Source organism: Salegentibacter agarivorans (assembly GCF_900113135.1).
GTDB lineage: Bacteria > Bacteroidota > Bacteroidia > Flavobacteriales > Flavobacteriaceae > Salegentibacter > Salegentibacter agarivorans.
On record NZ_FOOH01000011.1, the window covers coordinates 22,646 to 42,837 of the forward strand.

General features: G+C 37.7%; 21 protein-coding genes and 1 pseudogene. 14 read left to right on the forward strand and 8 right to left on the reverse strand.

Features of this window, described 5'->3' with window-relative positions; translation table 11 throughout:
• Positions 1-233: 233 nt before the first annotated feature.
• From BM084_RS09500 to BM084_RS09520, 5 genes are all read right to left on the reverse strand, one after another.
• Positions 234-503 (reverse strand): hypothetical protein, encoded by a 270-nt coding sequence (locus BM084_RS09500; protein ID WP_075325509.1) that lies wholly within the window; start codon positions 501-503, stop codon positions 234-236.
• Between the two features lie 58 nt (positions 504-561).
• Complete coding sequence (locus BM084_RS09505; protein WP_075325508.1) at positions 562-1,914, reverse strand: MATE family efflux transporter; 1,353 nt, start codon at positions 1,912-1,914, stop codon at positions 562-564.
• Positions 1,914-2,948: a ferrochelatase gene (gene hemH, locus BM084_RS09510; RefSeq protein ID WP_075325507.1), complete on the reverse strand. Its 1,035-nt coding sequence runs from the start codon at positions 2,946-2,948 to the stop codon at positions 1,914-1,916. Before hemH ends, BM084_RS09505 begins: the two co-directional genes overlap by 1 nt.
• An 88-nt stretch (positions 2,949-3,036) precedes the next feature.
• A complete protein-coding gene (locus tag BM084_RS09515) occupies positions 3,037-3,792 on the reverse strand; it encodes a ThuA domain-containing protein (protein ID WP_075325506.1) in 756 nt (251 codons plus the stop codon).
• A gap of 4 nt (positions 3,793-3,796) precedes the next feature.
• Positions 3,797-4,696: an AraC family transcriptional regulator gene (locus BM084_RS09520; RefSeq protein WP_075325505.1), complete on the reverse strand. Its 900-nt coding sequence runs from the start codon at positions 4,694-4,696 to the stop codon at positions 3,797-3,799.
• A 200-nt stretch (positions 4,697-4,896) separates the two neighbouring features.
• Between BM084_RS09520 and hemA the strand changes: the two genes are divergently transcribed.
• From hemA to BM084_RS09590, 14 genes and pseudogenes are all read left to right on the forward strand, one after another.
• Positions 4,897-6,153, forward strand: a complete 1,257-nt coding sequence (hemA, locus tag BM084_RS09525) for a glutamyl-tRNA reductase (RefSeq protein ID WP_075325504.1) — start codon at positions 4,897-4,899, stop codon at positions 6,151-6,153.
• A complete protein-coding gene (gene hemC / locus BM084_RS09530; protein ID WP_075325503.1) occupies positions 6,150-7,070 on the forward strand; it encodes a hydroxymethylbilane synthase in 921 nt (306 codons plus the stop codon). Before hemA ends, hemC begins: the two co-directional genes overlap by 4 nt.
• Before the next feature lie 22 nt (positions 7,071-7,092).
• Positions 7,093-7,740 (forward strand): uroporphyrinogen-III synthase, encoded by a 648-nt coding sequence (locus tag BM084_RS09535; protein WP_075325502.1) that lies wholly within the window; start codon positions 7,093-7,095, stop codon positions 7,738-7,740.
• Positions 7,737-8,765 carry a uroporphyrinogen decarboxylase gene (gene hemE, locus BM084_RS09540; protein ID WP_093304508.1) on the forward strand — a complete coding sequence of 343 codons (1,029 nt, stop codon included), beginning with the start codon at positions 7,737-7,739 and terminating at the stop codon, positions 8,763-8,765. Before BM084_RS09535 ends, hemE begins: the two co-directional genes overlap by 4 nt.
• Before the next feature lie 26 nt (positions 8,766-8,791).
• Positions 8,792-9,250 carry a DUF6973 domain-containing protein gene (locus tag BM084_RS09545; RefSeq protein WP_143083640.1) on the forward strand — a complete coding sequence of 153 codons (459 nt, stop codon included), beginning with the start codon at positions 8,792-8,794 and terminating at the stop codon, positions 9,248-9,250.
• Positions 9,251-9,252: 2 nt separating this feature from the next.
• On the forward strand, positions 9,253-10,155 hold the full coding sequence (gene hemF, locus BM084_RS09550) for an oxygen-dependent coproporphyrinogen oxidase (protein ID WP_093304510.1): 903 nt from the start codon (positions 9,253-9,255) through the stop codon (positions 10,153-10,155).
• A 37-nt stretch (positions 10,156-10,192) separates the two neighbouring features.
• Complete coding sequence (gene hemB / locus BM084_RS09555; RefSeq protein ID WP_093304512.1) at positions 10,193-11,182, forward strand: porphobilinogen synthase; 990 nt, start codon at positions 10,193-10,195, stop codon at positions 11,180-11,182.
• Between the two features lie 54 nt (positions 11,183-11,236).
• On the forward strand, positions 11,237-11,590 hold the full coding sequence (locus BM084_RS09560; RefSeq protein WP_075325497.1) for a hypothetical protein: 354 nt from the start codon (positions 11,237-11,239) through the stop codon (positions 11,588-11,590).
• Positions 11,591-11,663: 73 nt separating this feature from the next.
• Positions 11,664-12,137: a hypothetical protein gene (locus tag BM084_RS09565; RefSeq protein WP_093304514.1), complete on the forward strand. Its 474-nt coding sequence runs from the start codon at positions 11,664-11,666 to the stop codon at positions 12,135-12,137.
• A 129-nt stretch (positions 12,138-12,266) separates the two neighbouring features.
• On the forward strand, positions 12,267-13,397 hold the full coding sequence (locus BM084_RS09570) for a CNNM domain-containing protein (RefSeq protein WP_075325495.1): 1,131 nt from the start codon (positions 12,267-12,269) through the stop codon (positions 13,395-13,397).
• Positions 13,339-13,824, forward strand: coding sequence for a methylated-DNA--[protein]-cysteine S-methyltransferase (locus BM084_RS09575; RefSeq protein ID WP_075325494.1), 486 nt, complete (start codon positions 13,339-13,341; stop codon positions 13,822-13,824). Before BM084_RS09570 ends, BM084_RS09575 begins: the two co-directional genes overlap by 59 nt.
• Positions 13,825-13,836: 12 nt before the next feature.
• On the forward strand, positions 13,837-14,991 hold the full coding sequence (locus BM084_RS09580; protein ID WP_075325493.1) for a serine hydrolase domain-containing protein: 1,155 nt from the start codon (positions 13,837-13,839) through the stop codon (positions 14,989-14,991).
• Positions 14,975-15,688 (forward strand): annotated as a pseudogene (locus BM084_RS09585) (3'-5' exonuclease). Before BM084_RS09580 ends, BM084_RS09585 begins: the two are co-directional and overlap by 17 nt.
• 113 nt (positions 15,689-15,801) lie before the next feature.
• On the forward strand, positions 15,802-16,161 hold the full coding sequence (locus BM084_RS09590) for a DUF6616 family protein (RefSeq protein WP_075325492.1): 360 nt from the start codon (positions 15,802-15,804) through the stop codon (positions 16,159-16,161).
• Between the two features lie 58 nt (positions 16,162-16,219).
• Here BM084_RS09590 and BM084_RS09595 read toward each other — a convergent pair whose 3' ends face one another.
• The 3 genes from BM084_RS09595 to BM084_RS09605 all read right to left on the reverse strand — a co-directional run bounded on the left by BM084_RS09595 (position 16,220) and on the right by BM084_RS09605 (position 20,188).
• On the reverse strand, positions 16,220-16,873 hold the full coding sequence (locus BM084_RS09595; RefSeq protein ID WP_075325491.1) for a CoA transferase subunit B: 654 nt from the start codon (positions 16,871-16,873) through the stop codon (positions 16,220-16,222).
• Between the two features lie 193 nt (positions 16,874-17,066).
• Positions 17,067-17,768 (reverse strand): CoA transferase subunit A, encoded by a 702-nt coding sequence (locus BM084_RS09600; protein ID WP_075325490.1) that lies wholly within the window; start codon positions 17,766-17,768, stop codon positions 17,067-17,069.
• 107 nt (positions 17,769-17,875) lie between these two features.
• Entirely contained in the window at positions 17,876-20,188 is a 2,313-nt protein-coding gene (locus tag BM084_RS09605) for a penicillin-binding protein 1A (RefSeq protein WP_093304516.1), read from the reverse strand.
• Positions 20,189-20,192 lie beyond the last annotated feature (4 nt).

Below are 20,192 nucleotides of genomic sequence, written 5' to 3' on the forward strand. Positions count from 1 at the left end.
TGAATTAAAATTTGATCTTTAAAAATCCTGTAAATAATGAGAAATGGAAATTTTTTTAAAGGTACCTGCCTATAACCTTTCTTAATTTCACTAAATAAATAAGGATCAAAACGTAAAAGATTATATATTAAGTTAATTTCCTTTAAAAGCTCTTTTCCCGCTTTCAGATTCCTGGATGAATACCATTTAAAGCATCACTTATTTCTAAACTAGCCCTGGGTAAAATCCTTATCTTATAATCCATATTTTTCTTTCAACTCATGCTCAACTTTCTCCCATTTTTCAGATTGTATCTCTTCATTTTGATAGGCTATGAAATCTTTTTCCAATTGCTCATAAATTCGATCTGGAACAACGGAATTTGTAGTAGTTAATTCATATTCTTCCCCCGGTTCAAGAGCATTTACTCTCTGCAATAATTCTTCAACTTGCTTCAACAAAGCAATATCGTTACAGGCAATAATCTTCTGAATCAATTCTATTTTTAAAGCATTTGTATCCATGGTATTTCCAGCTTTCTAACAAAGATAGGGATTTATGAATTTTTCTTCGGCAGAAATATCAGGAGGTTTTAGGCTTTAATTTTAATCTCATTTCCCGGTTTAAAAAATAGGCAGTAACCAGCGTTGAAAGTAAATCGGCTATAGGAAAGGAGATCCACACCCCTATTTCACCAAAATAATTAGGTAAAATTAAAATTAACGGAATAAAAAAGAAACCCTGCCTGGACAAAGTAAGCAACAATGCCGGTACGGCTTTACCCACGGCTTGAAAATAAGCAGCACCAATAAGCTGAATTGCAACAATAGGAGTCGCTGCAAAAACCCAACGCATCGCAGCGGGAGTTTCAGCAATTATCGTTGGATTTTTAGTGAAAATGCGAACAATTTCTTCAGAAAAAAACATTATCCCCCCAAATACCAGCAAACCCAAACCACAAGCATATAAGATAGCAGTATTTATACTTTTGCGAACCCTTTGATATTTTTCAGCACCATAATTAAATCCGGCAATTGGCAAAAATCCCTGCGTAACCCCCAATACCGGAAAGAGCGCAAACATGAGCATTCGGGCTATAATTGCATAAATCGCCACAGCATCTTCCCCGCCCAGGTCGAACAAAATATTATTCATAAGCAGGTAGATTACACTTACTACCGCCTGCCGGGATAAGGTAACAAAGCCAAGGGAACCAATTTCTCTAAGAATGCGTTTATTAAGACCAAAATCTGGTAAACTAATTTTAAGTTCAGAATTTTTGGAAAGGAAAAACCAAAAAACATAGCCAAAACAAAAAAGATAAGAAGCCGTGGTAGCCCAGGCCGCACCCCACATACCTAGCTCCATTTGATTTATAAAAATATAATCTAGAACTAAGTTTGCCACAGAGGGAATTATCATGGCAATCATGGCGAATTTTGGTTTCCCTTCGGCCCGAATTACCGTATTGCCCATCATACAAAGCGCCAGGAAAGGCACTCCATAAAGTACAATGGTATAGTAAACTTTTGCCGGTTCAAAAATATCGCCTTTTCCGCCAAAAGCAGGAATAAGCGAATCCACAAAAAGAAGACCTATAATTACTAACCCAATAGTAAGAATTAGCGTAAGACTTATCTGGTTTCCAAAAGTTTTAAGTGCCTTTTTACGATCATCGGCACCCAGCGCTCTTGATATTATGGAAGAACCACCAATGCCTATGGCCATTCCCAGCGCGGCGATAAAAAACGAAACCGGAAGCACTACATTTATCGCTGCAATAGCGGTAGAACCAATCCAGTTTCCTACAAAAATGGTATCGATTAAAATATTGAGCGACATAACCAGAATTCCTACCGAAGCCGGTGCCGCTTGCTGTACAAGTAATTTACCTATTGGTTTTTCTCCGAGGTTTCGAGAATTCACCGAGGCCATTACGCTTCAACAGGCTTTTGATGCGCCCACTCATCTACCCAACGAGAAAGTACATTTACCCAATCGCCCCTATCGTTAAGACAGGGAACTACTGTAAATTCTTCCCCGCCAACTTCGTGAAAAATTTCTTCGCCCTCCATCGCTATTTCTTCTAAAGTTTCCAAACAATCTGAAACAAAAGCCGGTGTTACAATGGCCAGTTTTTTCATTCCCTGTTTTCCGAATCGTTCTATAGTTCTATCGGTATAAGGTTGTAACCAAGGGTCGAAACCTAAACGCGACTGAAAGGAAACGCTATATGAATTCTCTTTTAATTCTAAATATTCAGCTACAAGCCTTGTAGTTTCAAAACACTGGTGACGATAGCAAAATTGATGCGCTGCTGAAGGCGTTTGGCAACAACTTCCATCAATTTTACAGTGGGATTTAGTAACATCACTTTTCCTAATATGTCGCTCTGGGACCCCGTGATAAGAAAACAATAAATGCTGAAAATCTTTCCCTTTTAATTTCTCTGAAATACTTTCAGCTAAAACCCGAATATAGTCTGAGTGATTATAAAAAGGCGGCATTGTGGTGAATTGCATTTCCGGAAAATGTTCTTTCCTAAGCTCTTCGGCTAAAACTAAAATAGTTTCGGTAGTAGCCATGGCGAATTGAGGATATAATGGAAAAAGCAAAACTTCGTCTACTCCTTTATCATACAATTCCTGAAGCCCCGATTTTATACTTGGTTCTCCATAACGCATTGCCAAAGCAATTGGCACAGAGGTGTTTTTATCCATTTTGTACTGAAGGCGTTCTGATAAAACAATTAGGGGTGAACCCTCGTCCCACCAAATTTTTTGGTAAGCTTCCGCCGATTTTTTGGGTCTTGTATTTAGTACAATTCCCCTTACCAAAAGTACCCTGGCCCAATAGGGAACGTCAATTACACGTTCGTCCATTAAAAATTCGTCCAGGTATTCCTTTACATCTTTCGGGTCGGTGCTTTTTGGAGAGCCCAAATTTACCAATAGTACGCCTTTACTCATATTTTTCTTTTTCAACTTCAAAAATAGGTTTATTAAAAGTGTAATTAAGTATTACATTATTACACTTTTTTATGCCTTAATAGAGGATTTAGTTTTTTGTTTTGTCTAACGCAAATAAAATACTCTGTAGAATATGTTCCTGAAATAACGGCTCAATATAAGACTGAATGGTATGTCCCAACCCAGTATAAATTGAAACTCCGCCGTGGCCCGTTTCCCTAAACCAGGCAATGGGATGTTCTTCACCGTTAGTACCACCCTGGTACGAATTCTCATCAAGATACAAAAGTACCTGCATTTTAGGGTTTAGGTTTCTGTAATTATACCATTCGTCAGTTCTGGTCCATACTTTTGGCAGGTGAGAAACCGCGGGATGTTTAGGCATATTTAATTTTATATCAGCTTGTTGAACTTCTGGATGCCCATCAAAAAAGCCACCAACCAGTTCTACAAACCAGGGCCAATCCCCTTCGGTATCTGCAGCAGCATGAATTCCGAAGAAATTACCGCCATTTTCTATATAATTTTTGAAGCCTTCCTGTTCCTTTTCATCAAAAACATTTCCGGTAGTATTCAAAAAAATCACTAAATCATATTTTTTAAGATCTTCGCTATGAAAATTATCGGCATCTTTAGTAGAGGTCACTTCAAAATCATGGTCTTCGCCGAGGTCTTCAATAAAAGTTCTCCCGGTGGGAATGGAATTATGCCAGAAACCTTCGGTTTTATAAAATAAAAGCACTTCTTTTTTATCTTTTTCATCTTCATCTTTTGTTCCTTGGGCATTTCCTGAAAGGAAACCGAAAAAGATGAGCATATAAACGGCGACAAATTTTTTAAACATAGAGCTAAGAATTTGAAGTTAAAGACATAATATACTTCTTGGGCGTAGTGCCAAATTTTTTCTTAAAAGCAGCAATAAAATGACTTGCGGTACTGTAGCCCACTTTTAAACCAACTTCGTTCACGTTAAAATCGCCACTATCTAAAAGTTTCCGGGCATATTCCATTTTATAATCGAAAAGAAAACTGTACACCGAATCGCCATAAATTTGCTTAAAACCTTCTTTAAGTTTTTTAAGACTCAGGCCAATTTCATCTGATAATTCCTGAAGCGAAGGCGGCTCGGCCATCCTGGAAATTACAATATCTTTAGCTTTTCTAATTTTTATAATATTTTCTTCGTCACTAAGAAAAGGACATTGTTCTACATTAGGGTCTTCTGTTCTGTTAAAATATAGACTCAACAATTCATAAGCTTTTCCTTTAAAATAGAGATTTTTAATACTTGGTGTAAGATTAAAATTCATTACCTGGTTGAGTACAATGGCCATAGATGGAGAAATGGGTGCATCTTTATAATACTTTTTATCTTTATTATCGGCACTTAAAAAAGTGATATAACCGGCTTCCTGTGAAAAGAGAGAATGGAACTTTTTAATAGAAATTACCAGCGAAATTAACCAGGAATTTGGTTCCAAAACCAAATTTAGGGGCAGATCTTGCTGCGGATTGTACAAAAGCAAAGAGCTTTCTCCATTAAGCGGAAGTTCATATTTATTATTGTTGAACAAAAACTTGCTGGCGCCTTTTAAATTAAAATGAAACTGGATAAAGCTACTATCTATATTCCTAATAATTTTCTGATTCTCAGTGGTTTCATTTTGAAACTTTAAAAGATAAAAACCATCTTCAATTTTCAGCTCTTCAATAAATCCTACAGCGTTATTTTTATCTTCTAAGATCATTTTTTTGAATTTAAGTCTATTTAGAATAATTCTAAACTGTTTGCTCTAAACCGACTATCACTACTGCAAAAGTAAGTATTTACTATATTTTAAAGTTATAAAAAACCTAAAATAACTGAAAGCGATACAAAAAGTACTTTGAGCGTTACTTTTTGGTTTAGGATTAGTTTAATTTTGTCCCGAATACCCTAAATAGGTTCATGGAAGATTATCATATTGCAAGCGGAAAACATTTTTACACCATAGGTCTTAGCTACAAGAAGGCCGATGCAGAGATAAGAGGACATTTTAGTTTAAATGAAGAAGCTAAACAAGGCTTGCTTAAACAAGCTAAAGAGGAAGGTATTGATGCCATTCTTGTAACCTCTACCTGTAACCGCACCGAAATCTACGGTTTTGCACAACACCCTTTTCAACTTATTAAATTACTTTGCGAGCATACCCACGGCACGGTAGAAGAATTTGAAAAAGTGGCTTATGTACATAAAAATAAACAGGCAATCTCTCATATGTTTAGGGTGGGTACCGGTTTAGATAGTCAGATTCTTGGCGATTTTGAAATTATTAGTCAGTTAAAAGTTGCTTTTGCTCGTTCCAAGAAACACGGCCTGGTAAATGCTTTTTTAGAACGACTGGTAAATGCCGTAATTCAAGCCAGTAAACGTATTAAAAATGAAACCGAAATTTCTACAGGGGCCACATCAGTGTCTTTTGCTTCGGTTCAATACATATTAGATAACGTTCCAAATGTTTCAGATAAGAATATTTTGCTTTTTGGGACAGGTAAAATTGGAAGAAATACCTGTGAAAATCTTATAAAGCACACACAGAACGAACATATTACCCTTATTAATCGCACCAAGGACAAAGCGGAAAAAATTGCGGGTAAATTCAACCTTATTGTAAAAGATTACGCCGATTTACAGGCAGAAATTAGAAATACCGATATTTTAATTGTCGCCACAGGGGCACAAAACCCTACTATTTCTAAAGAATTAATATATTCCAACAAAAATTTGTTGGTTTTAGACCTTTCTATACCTAAGAATGTTTCAGAAGATGTAGCGCATTTGCTTAACGTAAAATTGGTGCACCTGGATCAGCTTTCAAAAATTACCGATCAGAATTTAGAACGTAGAAAACAGTTTATTCCGGAAGCCGAAGCCATTATTAAAGAGGTAGAAACCGATTTTAATAAATGGCTGGAAACCCGAAAATTTGCACCTACCATAAAAGCTTTAAAGAAAAAGCTTAGAAGTATGAAAGATGCCGAACTTGATTTTCAGCGTAGAAAAATTTCAGATTTCAACGATGAGCAGGCAGAGATTGTGAGCGACAGGATTATTCAAAAAATTATGAAACACTTTGCCAATCATTTAAAAGGAGATTCCACAACTACCGATGAAAGCCTGGAATTGATCCAGAAAGTATTTCAGCTTGAAGAACAGGTAAAATGAGCAAAGTAATTCGTATTGGCACCAGGGACAGCGAACTCGCGCTTTGGCAGGCAAAAACTGTGCAAAACGCACTGGAAAAAGCCGGTCATAAAACCGAGCTAGTTCCCGTTAAATCTACCGGAGACCTAAATTTAGATCAGCCGCTTTACGAAATGGGCATAACCGGGATTTTTACCAAAACCCTGGATGTAGCCATGATTAAAGGTAAAATTGATATTGCGGTACATTCTATGAAAGATGTACCCACAGCACTACCTAAGGGTATTGTTGAAGCTGCGGTTTTAAAACGTGCCAACACCAAAGATATTCTTATTCATAAAGGCCTGGATTTCCTGGAAAGCGATGGTACAATCGCTACTGGAAGTTTACGCCGTAAAGCCCAGTGGCTCAACCAATATCCTACTCATAAAGTGGTAGATTTACGTGGAAACGTAAACACCAGAATGAAAAAATTAGACGATAATAACTGGAACGGAGCTATTTTCGCTGCCGCCGGATTGGAACGTATCGCATTAAAGCCAGAAAATTTTTTAGATCTCAACTGGATGATTCCCGCACCCGCACAGGGCGCAATGCTCGTAGTAGCGATGGAGGAAGATGAATTTACCCGTAAAGCACTTGCATTATTAAACCATAAAGAATCTGAAATTACCGTACATATTGAACGTGAATTTTTAAAGGTTCTGGAAGGTGGTTGTACCGCACCAATTGGAGCTTTAGCTACGGTAGACAAAGATCTTGTTTATTTTAAAGGTGCACTTTTTAGTTTAGACGGAAAAGAAAAGATAGGCGTTGAAAAAACAGTTGCTATAAATGAAATTGAGAATTTTGGAAGGCGATGTGCAGAAGAAATTCTTAGCAATGGTGGTGCAAAATTGATGCAGGAAATTAAGACTGAAATTAATACCGAAGGCTAATTTTCAGCTAAAAAACTTATGAATGAAGAGCATTCTCTCTACCAAAAAACTGAGCACTTCCCAGAAACAATTATTTCTAAATTCTGGCTTAAGTTTGGTGGAATATAATGCGATTAATACTGAAACTACCAATTTTAAACTTCCTTCAGAAAATATAAAAAATGCCATTTTTACCAGTAAAAATTCGGTAAATGCGGTTTCAGGAAAGGTTCAGGTTAAAAATTGCTTCTGCGTAGGAGAAAAAACCGCAGATTTAGCCAATGAAAGCGGATTTCATATTCAGGAAATTGCAGATTACGGGAAAGATTTAGCTGAAATAATTATTCAAAAATATTCTGAAGAAAACTTTAATTTTTTCTGTGGAAATAAAAGAAGAGATGATATTCCGGAAATCCTTAAAAAGAATCGAATAGATTTTAAGGAAATTGAAGTCTATAAAACTACATTAAGCCCCAGGGCATTTTCCCAGGAATTTGATGGGATTTTATTTTTTAGCCCCAGTGCAGTGCAGAGTTTTACAGCCAAAAATCAGTTGAACGACACTACCGCTTTTTGCATAGGAAACACCACCGCTGCAGAAGCCAGGAAACATACAAACAATATAATAACCGCTACCAGACCTTCTATTGAAAATGTGATTGTACAGGTGGTGAAATATTTTAAAAAATGATAAAAAACGATCTATTTCTAAAAGCTTTAAAAGGAGAAACGGTAGAACGTCCACCGGTTTGGATGATGCGCCAGGCAGGCCGTTACCTTCCCGATTTTATGAAGCTTAAAGAAAAATACGACTTTTTCACACGCTGTAGAACCCCGGAATTAGCAACAGAAATCACTGTGATGCCTATTCATCAAATAGGGACTGATGCCGCAATCCTATTTAGCGACATTTTGGTGATTCCGCAGGCGATGAATATCGAGGTAGAAATGAAACCCGGTATTGGTCCCTGGCTACCAAACCCAATTCGCACTTCTAAAGATGTAGAGAGCGTAATAGTTCCCGATATCGATGAAACGCTGGGTTACGTGATGGATGCCATTAAAATGACCAAACAGGAATTAAATAATGAAGTTCCGCTAATTGGTTTTGCCGGTTCCCCTTGGACAATTCTATGCTATGCCGTGCAAGGGCAAGGTTCAAAAAACTTTGATAAAGCGAAGAAATTCTGTTTTACTAATCCAGTGTCTGCGCACCAATTATTACAAAAAATCACCGATACAACTATCGCTTACCTTAAAGCAAAAGTTGCAGCCGGAGTTGATGCGGTTCAAATTTTTGATTCCTGGGGCGGAATGTTAAGCCCTGTAGATTACCAGGAATTTTCCTGGAAATATATTCAGCAGATCATAGATGCTTTAAAAGATGAAATCCCGGTAATTGCCTTTGGAAAAGGATGCTGGTTTGCCCTTCACGAGATGGCAAATTCAGGAGCTTCAGCTTTGGGTGTAGACTGGACGCTTAGCGCCAGGAATGCCCGTTATTTAAGTGGCGGTAAAATCACATTGCAGGGTAACTTTGATCCTTCAAGATTATATTCACCACCTGCAGAGATCAAAAGAATGGTGACCCAAATGATCAATGAATTTGGTAAGGATAGCTATATCGTAAACCTGGGACACGGTATTTTACCCGATATTCCGGTTGAAAACGCAAAAGCTTTTGTAGATGCGGTAAAAGAATATAAAGCTAATTAGTGGCAGTCTGGGCGCGGATTAAAAATATGAATTTTAAAGAGCTATTCGCAGTCTCTAAAGTTTTTATAAGTAAACCGCGCTATATTTTACCAACCTACCGGGCAACTATTGAAACCATAAAAATATGTGACGATCTTTATAAAAAGCAACATCATAAAAATGGAAAAGAAAATGCCTTTAGACACGCCCTGTGGAATTATTTAATTTGCCAGAAATGTTTTAAAATTTCAGGATCGGTTGAAGCTGCCAGAATTTGGAGCGATCATTTTACAGGTTTACACGAAAAACTTTCTCCAAATCAAAAACTGGCTAAAGCAATGGATTTACACAACAACCGGTTTGGGCAGGCTTTATTTAGAGGAAATGAACTTCCAACTGAGGAGATTACTCTTCTGTTTCAGGAAAAAATGAAAGTGGCAATTAAGGTTTCCAAAGTAGAAGAAATAGGAAAAACGAAAGATAAACTGGTTTATATTGAAGATTGAAAATGAGAGCGGAATTTTATAAATATATTGAAGATTTACAGGATCGCATTTGTGAACAACTGGAAGAAATAGATGGTTCCGCCAAATTTCAACAAGACCTTTGGGAACGAGAAGAAGGTGGTGGCGGCAGAACCCGGGTTATAGAAAACGGTGCTGTTTTTGAAAAAGGCGGCGTAAATATTTCAGCAGTACACGGGCCTTTAGCGCCGGCAATGCAAAAATATTTTAAAGTTGGCGATGTAGACTTTTTTGCCTGCGGACTCAGTTTGGTGATTCATCCAAAAAACCCAATGGTACCCACAGTGCACGCTAATTGGCGCTATTTTGAAATGTATGATAAAGAAGGAAATGTTTTAGACCAGTGGTTTGGCGGCGGGCAGGACCTTACGCCTTATTATCTTTTTGAAGAAGATGCCGAACATTTTCATAAGGTTTCAAAAGAAGCCTGTGATAAACACTCCCCGGAATTTTACCCGGAATACAAGAAAAAATGTGATGAGTACTTCTGGAATTCCCACCGAAACGAAGCCCGAGGAATTGGAGGATTGTTCTTTGATTATTTAAAAACTTCCGAAGAAAAAAGTATTGAAGACTGGTATAGTTTTGTAACCGAAGTTGGGGATAGTTTCCTGGAAGCTTATGTCCCAATTGTTGAAAAACGTAAAAAGTTATCATATTCTGAAGCAAATCGGAATTGGCAGGAAATAAGGCGTGGCCGGTATGTGGAATTCAATTTAGTACACGATAAAGGCACGCTTTTCGGTTTAAAAACCAATGGAAGGATAGAAAGTATTTTAATGAGTTTGCCTCCCCATGTACAGTGGGTTTACGACCATCATCCTGAACCCGGCAGCGAAGAAGAGAAAATATTAAAAGTTTTGGAAAAACCGAAATCCTGGGTTTAACTGAAAACTGATTTACTGAGAACCGAAAACTGACATTATGTATCCACTAAGAAGAAATAGAAGGTTAAGAACCAGCGAAGCGATGAGAAGCTTAGTTAGGGAAACCGCAATAACTCCAAACGATTTTATCGCGCCACTTTTTGTGGTTGAAGGAAAAAACAAGAAGGAAGAAATCGCTTCTATGCCTAATTATTTTAGGTTTAGTCTTGACTTGCTGGAAAAGGAAGTTAAAGAGCTCAGGAGTTTAGGAATAAAATCGGTTTTGCTTTTTGTAAAAGTTCCTGATAATTTAAAAGACAATGCCGGAACGGAAGCTTTAAATGCTGACGGACTAATGCAACGTGCTATTAAAACAGTAAAAAATGTAGTTCCCGAAATGCTGGTTATGACCGATGTTGCGCTAGATCCATATTCTGCTTATGGACACGATGGCGTGATTGTCGATGGAAAAGTGATCAATGACGATACTACCGCTATTTTAGCTGAAATGGGACTTTCTCACGCTAAAGCAGGCGCCGATATTCTTGCTCCAAGTGATATGATGGACGGCCGAATTTTTGAAATGCGCAGTCTATTGGAAGATGAAGGTTTTCACGAAACCGGAATTATGAGTTATAGCGCGAAATACGCTTCAGCGTTTTATGGGCCTTTCCGGGATGCTTTGGATTCTGCACCTGTTGATGCCGAAAATATTCCGAAGGATAAAAAAACCTACCAGATGGATCCTGCAAATCGCGAAGAAGCGGTTAAAGAAACCCTTATGGATATTGAGGAAGGCGCAGATATTGTGATGGTAAAACCGGGCTTGTGCTATTTAGATATTGTTCGTGATATTAGAAATGCTGTGGATGTTCCCGTGGCGGTGTACCAGGTTAGCGGCGAATATGCGATGATTAAAGCTGCAGCCGAAAAAGGCTGGTTAGACCACGATGCTGTAGTTCTAGAACAATTAACTGCCATAAAACGAGCCGGTGCTTCTGTGATTGCCAGCTATTTTGCTAAAGATGCGGTAAAATTGATTTCCTAATTTTATAACTAAAATTTAGCGATAACCAATTAGGTTTTTATATACATTTACAGGGTGAAAAACCAGAAAAATTTAAAAACTTTATATGCGCTGTTTGCCATATTTTTTATGTCCTTTTCAGGACAGGGCTTCGCTTTTTCTGGTTTTCCTGCTCATAATCTTGATTCCCGAAATTATGATTACCTGCAGGCTGACCAAAATCAGCAGGCAGTAATATTTTCTGAAATAATTTTTTCTGAACATATTACTTCAGAAGAAAATTTTCCCGGCTTTGCGGGTTACTTAGTTTCTGCATATTCTTCAAAGGAAGAATTCCTAATCCCGATTGGAAAAACTTCAATTTTTAGCTTTTTAGATCGGCGGCAATTAATACTTCAACATATTTATCCCTTCCATTTTTTCTGGTGAAATAGAGTTTTTATTGAAAAAACTATAAGCTTTAAAAAGCACAACAATAATTTCACCTTAAAAATTTAAAAAAATGGATACCGCATCTACGCTAATAGGCCTTGGGCTTTTAGCTGTGTTTGTGCTGCCAATATTATTCTTAATCTGGCAACAAAACACCAAAGAAAAAAACAGGCTTAAAAACCTTAAAGAATTAAGTATAAAAAACAATTTAAACACCGATACGATAGAAATTTCGGCTACTTTACTTTTGGGATTAGACAGCAAGGCTAAAAAATTACTGGTTATAGAGCCTACCAACAATATGCAACACCAGGTATTGGACCTTAGTTATATAAAAAATGCTAAGGTAAGTTCACACCCATTTCCAGATAAACCCGAGCTAATAAAAAGGATTAGCCTGGACCTTTCTGAAAACAGAAATAATAAAAAACTTACCGAAATTATTTTTTATGATGAAGATGATAACTCTAGTAATAATGCTTCAGAAAGGCTGGTTATAGCGCAAAAATGGAACCGAATAATTAGCGAAAAACTTTCTGCTTAAATCCCATTACATTCTATTTTAACTGCCCCATCCCTAACCGGTGGGGTTATTTTTTAGGTTTTACCATTTCTTTGCGACGGATTGTTAGAATTATCTTTAAATTAGTATTTCAAACAACTAAAAACCAATATGGGATTACTCATTTTATACGCTACTCTTTCCATTTTCTTTTCTTTTATGTGTTCTATTTTGGAAGCAGCTTTATTGAGTGTAACTCCTTCCTACATCAAAATAAAAAACAAGGAGGGGAAAGCATACGCCACAACACTTGCAAACTTTAAACAGGATATAGACAAACCGCTAATAGCCATTTTAACCGTAAATACCATTGCGCATACAGTTGGAGCTATTTTAGTAGGTGTTCAGGCCGAAAAAATTTACGGAGATGGAGGGAATGCTGTGGGAATTGTTTCGGCGATTATGACGCTGGCTATTTTAGTTCTTTCCGAAATTATTCCAAAGACCATAGGTGCCACCTACTGGCAGGCCCTGGGAAATTTTACTGCAAAAACCCTTAAAATAATGATTTTCCCGCTGAAGTATACCGGTATACTTTGGCTTATGATGCTTACTACTAAATTAATAGGAAAATCGGCCCACGTTTCTTCTATGAACAGAGAAGAATTCGCAGCAATTACAGATGCTGCCGAAGAAGAAGGCGTTTTTGATGAAAGTGAAACCACGGTTATAAAAAACCTTCTCGTGTTTAGATCGGTTAAAGCAAAAGATGTAATGACGCCTTATTCCGTTGCCATTATTGAAGATGAAGATACCAGTATTGAAGAATTTCACCGAACCCATAAAAACCTTAAATTCTCCCGAATTCCCGTTTATAAGAATAAAACTAATAATGTTACCGGTTTTATTTTGAAAGATGATGTGTTGGAGGAAATGATAGACGACAAAGGCCCTGAACCGCTAAGCAAGCTAAAAAGGGAAATTTTTATGAGTTCTGAAGACACTCCAATTCCAGAGCTTTTTGAGAATTTTGTTAAGAAAAGAGGGCATATTTCCATGATTGTAGACGAATACGGAAATACCGTAGGTTTAGTAACTATGGAAGACATAATAGAAACCTTGCTGGGCCTTGAAATTATGGACGAGAGCGACAGTATTGAAGATATGCAGATGCTGGCCCGCCAGAACTGGGAAAAACGCGCAAAACGCCTTGGGTTAATTCAAAGAAAAGATAATGAAGAAAATGAGGAGTCACCAAAACCAGATATTTCTGAAAACACCCCTCGGGACAGCCAAAATTAGGGGCGACGAAGCCGGGATTTCGGCAATTCAGATTTTGGATGAAGAAATACCGTCTTCAAAAGAAATCCCCGATTTTCTTCAGTCGGCTGCAGAACAATTAAATAAATATTTTAAAGGAAATTTAGAGGAATTCAATTTAAGACTTAACCCTAAGGGTACCGATTTTCAGCAAAAAGTATGGAAAGCTTTAAGTGAAATTCCGTTTGGAAAAACCTGCAGTTACCTGGAACTTTCCCGAAAATTAGGTGATGAAAAAGCCATACGGGCAGTTGCGTCGGCAAACGGGAAAAATCCGCTTTGGGTGGTAATTCCATGTCATCGTGTAATTGGCAGTAATGGATCTTTAACCGGTTACGCCGGCGGCTTACATAGAAAACAATGGCTTTTAAACCACGAAAATAATACTTCGCAAATCTCAATGTTCTAAACTTTCAGCTGTATGATTAGATTTTTAAAAATTTCCGGAACCGTAATTTTTGTACTTCTAATCGCTGTTATTATTCTTATTATTTTCGATTTCGGATATATTTTTCGCGGAATGCAGGCCACTTATTTCCAGGGAGAAAAAACAGCATTTATAGATGATTATCCGCATTTTGAGAACCGACTTATTGAAGCGGGAACTGAAGTGGATACCTGGCCCAAACATTCAAATTATAACACTGCCGCGCCTACTGATGATCTTACCGAATTAAACGAAGAACTGGAAACTGCGGCTTTTTTAATCATACAAAATGATAGTATTTGGTTTGAAGAATATTACCAGGAATATGGCCCCAATTCTAAGACCAATTCGTTTTCTATGGCTAAAAGTATTGTTTCGGCAATGCTGGGAAAAGCAATTAAGGATGGCCATATTACCAGTTTAGAACAACCCGTTTCCAATTTTTTTCCGCAGTTTAAAGAAGAATTAAAAGTTGGGGATTTGGCTTCCATGGCTTCCGGGTTAAACTGGAACGAGAATTACTATAATCCTTTTGGGATGACTGCCAGAGCTTATTTTGATGAAAACATTCGGGAATTGGTTTTGCGTCTTCAAGTTACCGAAACCCCGGGAGAAAGCTTTAAATACCTTAGCGGAAACACTATTCTCCTTGGGATGGTTATAGAAAAAGCCACGGGAGAAAATCTTTCAGAATATTTAAGTAAAAGTTTCTGGAAACCACTGGGAATGCAAGAAGATGCGCTTTGGCAATTAGACAGCGAAGAAAGCGGAATGGAAAAAGCTTATTGCTGTATTGCCTCCAATGCCCGCGATTTTGCAAGATTTGGCAAACTCTACAAGAACAAAGGAAAATGGAACGGAAAACAAATCCTGGATTCAGAATTTGTAGTACGATCTACCGAACCGCGTTTTGAAGAAAGCCCGCAATATGGCTATGGGTTTTGGCTGAGTGATTATAAAGAAAAAGATATTTTTTATATGCGCGGCATTCGCGGGCAATATGTGATTGTAATCCCCGACGACGATTTGATTATTGTAAGATTGGGGGAAAACCTTATTAAAAAAGACGAAAACGAAGAACACGCGCCCGATTTCTATAAGTATATTGATGAGACTTATAAAATGCTAAACGATGCTGCAAACAATTAAGCTGGAGAATATTCTACTTCTCGATATTGAAACCGTGCCCGAATTTGAAAATCACGGTCAACTTTCTGAAGACAAAAAATTGCTTTGGGAAGAGAAAACCCAATACCAGCGTAAAGATGAATTTACTGCAGAACAGTTTTATGATCGGGCCGGGATTTGGGCAGAATTCGGTAAGATTGTGTGTATCTCTGTTGGTTTTTTCAGCTTTAAAAATGGGGAAAGAACTTTTAGACTCACCACTTTTAGAGATGAAGAAAAAAACCTGTTACAGGAATTTGCTAATTTATTACAAGAACATTTTTCAAAACCGCATCACTTGCTCTGCGCGCACAACGGTAAAGAATTCGATTTCCCCTTCATAGCCCGCCGAATGTTAATTCACGATCTGGCGCTTCCTTTAAAACTCAATTTATTTGGTAAAAAACCCTAGGAAGTTCCACACCTGGATACGCTGGAACTATGGAAGTTTGGAGATTATAAACATTTTACTTCGCTAAAATTACTCACCAGTGTTTTAAAAATCCCATCGCCAAAAGATGATATTTCGGGTAATGATGTTAGAAATGTGTTCTACAATGATAAAGACCTAGATAGAATTATAAACTACTGCGAAAAAGATGTACTTGCCATTGCACAGGTTATTTTAAAACTTAGGCAGGAAAAATTGCTGGAAGCTTCTGAAGTTGTAAGCGTTTAAGAATATATTTTTAAATATGAGTTTTATCAGCAATAAAGCATTTTAACCTTCCCTAAAGATTTAACTATCATTTTATTACTAACTTTAGGTTATAACCAATAAAACCAACAATTATGTATTTGTATATTGAAATGTGGAATGTAACCGGGAAGTGGATAGACCTGTCTAAAGATAAAAGGCGGGAGCTCATGGAAAATATGCAGGATAGAATTACCGGTTTAAAAGAAAATGGAGTAGAAAATCTTGGTTGGGCTCTAAACGACGAGCACACGCATTACCGAAGTCAATATCGCTACGTTACGGTTTGGAAAATGCCTTCTTTAGATAATGTGGAGACTTTAGAGGAAAACTTAAAGAAAGTAGGCTGGTACGACTATTTTTCTCAAGCCAATACCCGTGGAAAAATTATTTCGCAGGGAGAAGCTATAGACTTTCTCGTTAATCTTGAAGCAGAATCTACTTCACTCACCTAATGTGAATTAAAACAGAAATATTTTCCGGCAGTAATTTGGAGTTACTGCCGGATTTTTTTTATAACTGCATTTCAGGAATATCACCTTCTAAAAGTAACTTTCCTTCTGTAGCCTTTTGAATCTCCTCTACACTTACTCCGGGGGCTCTTTCCAGCAATTTAAAACCATCTTTAGTAACTTCAATAACCGCAAGGTTAGTTACAATTTTAGTTACACAGGCTACGCCGGTTAAAGGCAGCGAACATTTTTTAAGCAATTTAGAATCTCCCGCTTTGTTGGTATGCATCATCGCTACGATAATATTTTCAGCACTGGCTACAAGATCCATGGCGCCGCCCATACCTTTTACCATTTTCCCCGGTATTTTCCAGTTGGCGATATCACCGTTTTCGGCAACTTCCATAGCTCCTAAAATAGTAAGATCTACGTGCTGCCCGCGAATCATCCCGAAGCTCATTGCGGAATCAAAGAAACTCGCACCGGGAAGTGCAGTTATGGTTTGTTTTCCAGCATTAATAAGATCGGCGTCTTCTTCTCCTTCCAATGGAAATGGTCCCATTCCTAAAATTCCGTTTTCACTCTGAAATTCTACTTCTATATCATCGCGTACAAAATTGGCTACGAGGGTAGGAATTCCAATTCCCAAATTCACATAATACCCGTCTTTCACCTCTTTGGCAATACGTTTTGCTATTCCTTCTTTGTCTAACATAATTCTAATTTTGTCATTTCCGCGAAGGCGGAAATCTATATTTTTTCAAAAAAACAGATTCGAAAAGACTCTAAAATCACTACTGAAAAATGAATGATTCTCAAATTACCACGTTTTCAAATCTTCAAATCATCGTTTATCAAATATTCGTTAATCAGTTATTTGTTCAATGGTCACTTTTAACCATTAACCTTTAACTTACTTTTCGAACTGTTCTTTTCTCAATTCGCTTTTCGTAATTTTTTCCTTCAAAAATGCGTTGTACAAAAATCCCTGGAATATGAATCTGGTTTGGGTCTAATTCTCCCGGTTCAACCAGTTCTTCCACCTCAACAACGGTTACTTTCGCCGCACCACACATTAGCGGATTAAAATTACGGGCTGTTCCTTTAAAAATAAGGTTTCCGGCTTTATCGCCTTTCCAGGCTTTTACAAAAGCAAAGTCTGCTTTAAAAGCTTTTTCTAATACATACATTTTCCCATCAAACTCACGGGTTTCCTTAAACTGGGAAACTTCGGTACCATAACCGGCAGGCGTGTACATTGCAGGATACCCTTGTTGGGCTGCCTGGCAACGTGCTGCTAATGTTCCCTGCGGAATAAGCTCTACCTCCAGCTCTTCGCTAAGCATTTGGCGCTCAAACTCGTCGTTTTCTCCCACATAGGAAGAAACCATTTTATCTATTTGTTTCTTTTGAAGTAAAAGTCCGAGGCCAAAGTCGTCTACCCCGGCGTTATTGGAAATGCAGGTAAGATTTTTTACGTTAAGACGTACTAATTCTGAAATGGCATTTTCTGGAATCCCACTAAGGCCAAAACCACCAAGCATAAAGGTCATACCATCTTCTACGCCCTGCAAAGCATCTTCTACATTTGCTACAGTTTTTCTAATCATCGGTATTTAATTTTACCGAAAAATACGAAAATAAAAATGCTGTTACAATGCTTTTAGGCTTGTAGATTATATTTTCCTGAAAAATAAAGCTGAATTTTTGCTAAATCCTAAAAGTCAAGTTCATCTGGAACACTATTATTCTCAGAATCACTTTCCTGATTATACTCGTCACAATTTATTTCAATAGAGAGATTATCTGGTCTGGGAAAAGCATCCTTTGAAATATCCAGTGCTTCATCGGCATAAAGATCTTTCATATACATTCCCCAAATAGGTAAAGCCATAGTAGCGCCCTGCCCGTATGTTAAATTTGGAAAATGCACCGCTCTATCTTCGGCACCAACCCAAACGCCGGTTACAAGATTAGGAACCATTCCCATAAACCAGCCATCACTTTGGTTTTGGGTAGTTCCGGTTTTACCGGCAATAGGATTTTTAAAATCGTAAGGATAGCCGGTTACCCCGCGTTTGTAATGATCAAAATCTTTAGCGTAAGTTCCGCGTAAGCGAACCCCAGATCCGTATTGAGTTACCCCCTCCAGAATATTTACCGTCACGTAAGCCGCTTCTTTATTTAAAATATCACGGGTTTCTGGTACGTGCTGGTAAAGAACCGTTCCATTTTTATCTTCAATACGGTTTACAATTACCGGTTTAACATATACCCCTTCATTTACAAAAGTGCTATATGCTGAAACCATCTCGAAAAGGCTCATATCTTCCGTTCCCAAAGCAATCGCAGGGCCTTCGGAAAAGTTTTCAGTATCAACTCCTAATTTTTTTACTAAGTCTATGACCGGTCCCGGACCTGTTTTGTCTATTAATCTTGCAGTTACTGTATTCACAGATTGGGCAAGCGCATTTTTTAAGCTTATCATCCCTTCATATTCTCCATTAGCATTTGAAGGTGTCCAATCTTTAATATTTCCATATTTCCCCGCCTCAATAGTAAACCTGTTTTTAGGCATAACATCACAAGGAGAAAGCTTTAACTGATCTATAGCTGTAGCATAAACAAAAGGCTTAAAGGTAGAGCCAACTTGGCGTTTTCCCTGTTTTACGTGATCGTATTTAAAATGTTTAAAGTTGGTACCACCAACCCAGGCTCTAACTTCGCCGGTTTGAGGCGTCATAGACATAAGACCTGCCTGTAAGAATCCTTTATAATAAAAGATAGAATCCTTAGGCGTCATAATAGTGTCTTTTATTCCATCCCAGGAGAACACCCGCATTTTAGTTTCTTTATCAAAAGAAGCTAAAATATCTTCTTCAGATTTTCCCTGGTCTTTCATTTCTTTCCATCGTACAGACCGACGCATTGCACTTTTCACAATACCATCAACCTGTCCCTGATCTATATCCCGAAACGGAGCAGTCTTGTTATTTTTATTCTGCCTGTCAAATTCTTTCTGAAGGTGGGAAATATGCTTTTCTACCGCAGTCTCAGCATATTGCTGCATTTTAGAATCTATGCTGGTATAAATTTTTAATCCGTCCCGGTAGAGACTATATTCACTTCCATCTGGCTTTGGATTTTTTTGAATCCAATCTTTCATAAATCCTTGTAGGTAAACGCGGAAATATGTTGCCATCCCTTCGTCGTGACCTTCGGGAGAGAAATCAAGGTTTAAAGGTAGCTTCTGAAGTGAATCTTTTTCTTGTTCAGAGAGATATCCGTTTTTATTCATTTGAACAAAAACCTGGTTACGGCGTTGTTTTACCAATTCGGGTCTACGAACCGGGTTATACAAAGCGGCATTTTTTAACATCGCCACCAAAACTGCCGATTCTTCTATATTAAGGTTTTTGGCTTCTTTCCCAAAGTAAATTTTTGAAGCCGAACGAATTCCTACTGCCTGGTACACAAAATCGTATTTATTAAAATACATGGTAATAATTTCTTCTTTTGTGTATTGCCTTTCCAGCTGGGTAGCAATATTCCATTCTTTAACTTTTTGTAAAATCCGGGCAAAAGGATTGTTTGAAACCTGCTCGGTAAACAAAAGTTTAGAAAGTTGTTGGGTTATGGTACTGGCACCACCACGGGTTCCCAGGTAAAAAGCAGCTCTAAGGGTTCCTTTTGGGTCTATCCCGGCGTGTTTGTAAAACCGCTCGTCTTCAGTAGCTACAAGGGCTTCAATAAGATGATCGGGAAGATCGTCATACTTTATAGGAGTTCGGTTTTCACTGTAATATTTCCCTAAAGTTTCCCCATCTGATGAGAAAATTTCGGTTGCGAGATTGGTTTCAGGATTTTCCAGCTCTTCAAAATCTGGCATCTTACCAAATGCGCCCCAACCGGCCAGTAAGAAAATTAAAACTACAGCTAATAAACCAATGCCAAAAATCGTCCAAAAACCAATTATATAAGATCTTTTGCTGGTTTTAGACTTTTGCTGCTTCTTTTTTGTTGCGGCCATTTAT

Coding starts and splice junctions, on each gene's coding strand:
- BM084_RS09595 (WP_075325491.1), bottom strand. CDS start 16,873: ATGTTAGACAAAGAAGGAATAGCAAAACGTATTGCCAAAGAGGTGAAA.
- BM084_RS09600 (WP_075325490.1), bottom strand. CDS start 17,768: ATGATTAGAAAAACTGTAGCAAATGTAGAAGATGCTTTGCAGGGCGTA.
- BM084_RS09570 (WP_075325495.1), top strand. CDS start 12,267: ATGGGATTACTCATTTTATACGCTACTCTTTCCATTTTCTTTTCTTTT.
- hemA (WP_075325504.1), top strand. CDS start 4,897: ATGGAAGATTATCATATTGCAAGCGGAAAACATTTTTACACCATAGGT.
- BM084_RS09500 (WP_075325509.1), bottom strand. CDS start 503: ATGGATACAAATGCTTTAAAAATAGAATTGATTCAGAAGATTATTGCC.
- hemC (WP_075325503.1), top strand. CDS start 6,150: ATGAGCAAAGTAATTCGTATTGGCACCAGGGACAGCGAACTCGCGCTT.
- BM084_RS09545 (WP_143083640.1), top strand. CDS start 8,792: ATGAATTTTAAAGAGCTATTCGCAGTCTCTAAAGTTTTTATAAGTAAA.
- BM084_RS09535 (WP_075325502.1), top strand. CDS start 7,093: ATGAAGAGCATTCTCTCTACCAAAAAACTGAGCACTTCCCAGAAACAA.
- BM084_RS09580 (WP_075325493.1), top strand. CDS start 13,837: ATGATTAGATTTTTAAAAATTTCCGGAACCGTAATTTTTGTACTTCTA.
- BM084_RS09505 (WP_075325508.1), bottom strand. CDS start 1,914: ATGGCCTCGGTGAATTCTCGAAACCTCGGAGAAAAACCAATAGGTAAA.
- BM084_RS09515 (WP_075325506.1), bottom strand. CDS start 3,792: ATGTTTAAAAAATTTGTCGCCGTTTATATGCTCATCTTTTTCGGTTTC.
- BM084_RS09575 (WP_075325494.1), top strand. CDS start 13,339: ATGAGGAGTCACCAAAACCAGATATTTCTGAAAACACCCCTCGGGACA.
- BM084_RS09565 (WP_093304514.1), top strand. CDS start 11,664: ATGGATACCGCATCTACGCTAATAGGCCTTGGGCTTTTAGCTGTGTTT.
- hemF (WP_093304510.1), top strand. CDS start 9,253: ATGAGAGCGGAATTTTATAAATATATTGAAGATTTACAGGATCGCATT.
- hemB (WP_093304512.1), top strand. CDS start 10,193: ATGTATCCACTAAGAAGAAATAGAAGGTTAAGAACCAGCGAAGCGATG.
- hemE (WP_093304508.1), top strand. CDS start 7,737: ATGATAAAAAACGATCTATTTCTAAAAGCTTTAAAAGGAGAAACGGTA.
- BM084_RS09520 (WP_075325505.1), bottom strand. CDS start 4,696: ATGATCTTAGAAGATAAAAATAACGCTGTAGGATTTATTGAAGAGCTG.
- BM084_RS09605 (WP_093304516.1), bottom strand. CDS start 20,188: ATGGCCGCAACAAAAAAGAAGCAGCAAAAGTCTAAAACCAGCAAAAGA.
- hemH (WP_075325507.1), bottom strand. CDS start 2,948: ATGAGTAAAGGCGTACTATTGGTAAATTTGGGCTCTCCAAAAAGCACC.
- BM084_RS09590 (WP_075325492.1), top strand. CDS start 15,802: ATGTATTTGTATATTGAAATGTGGAATGTAACCGGGAAGTGGATAGAC.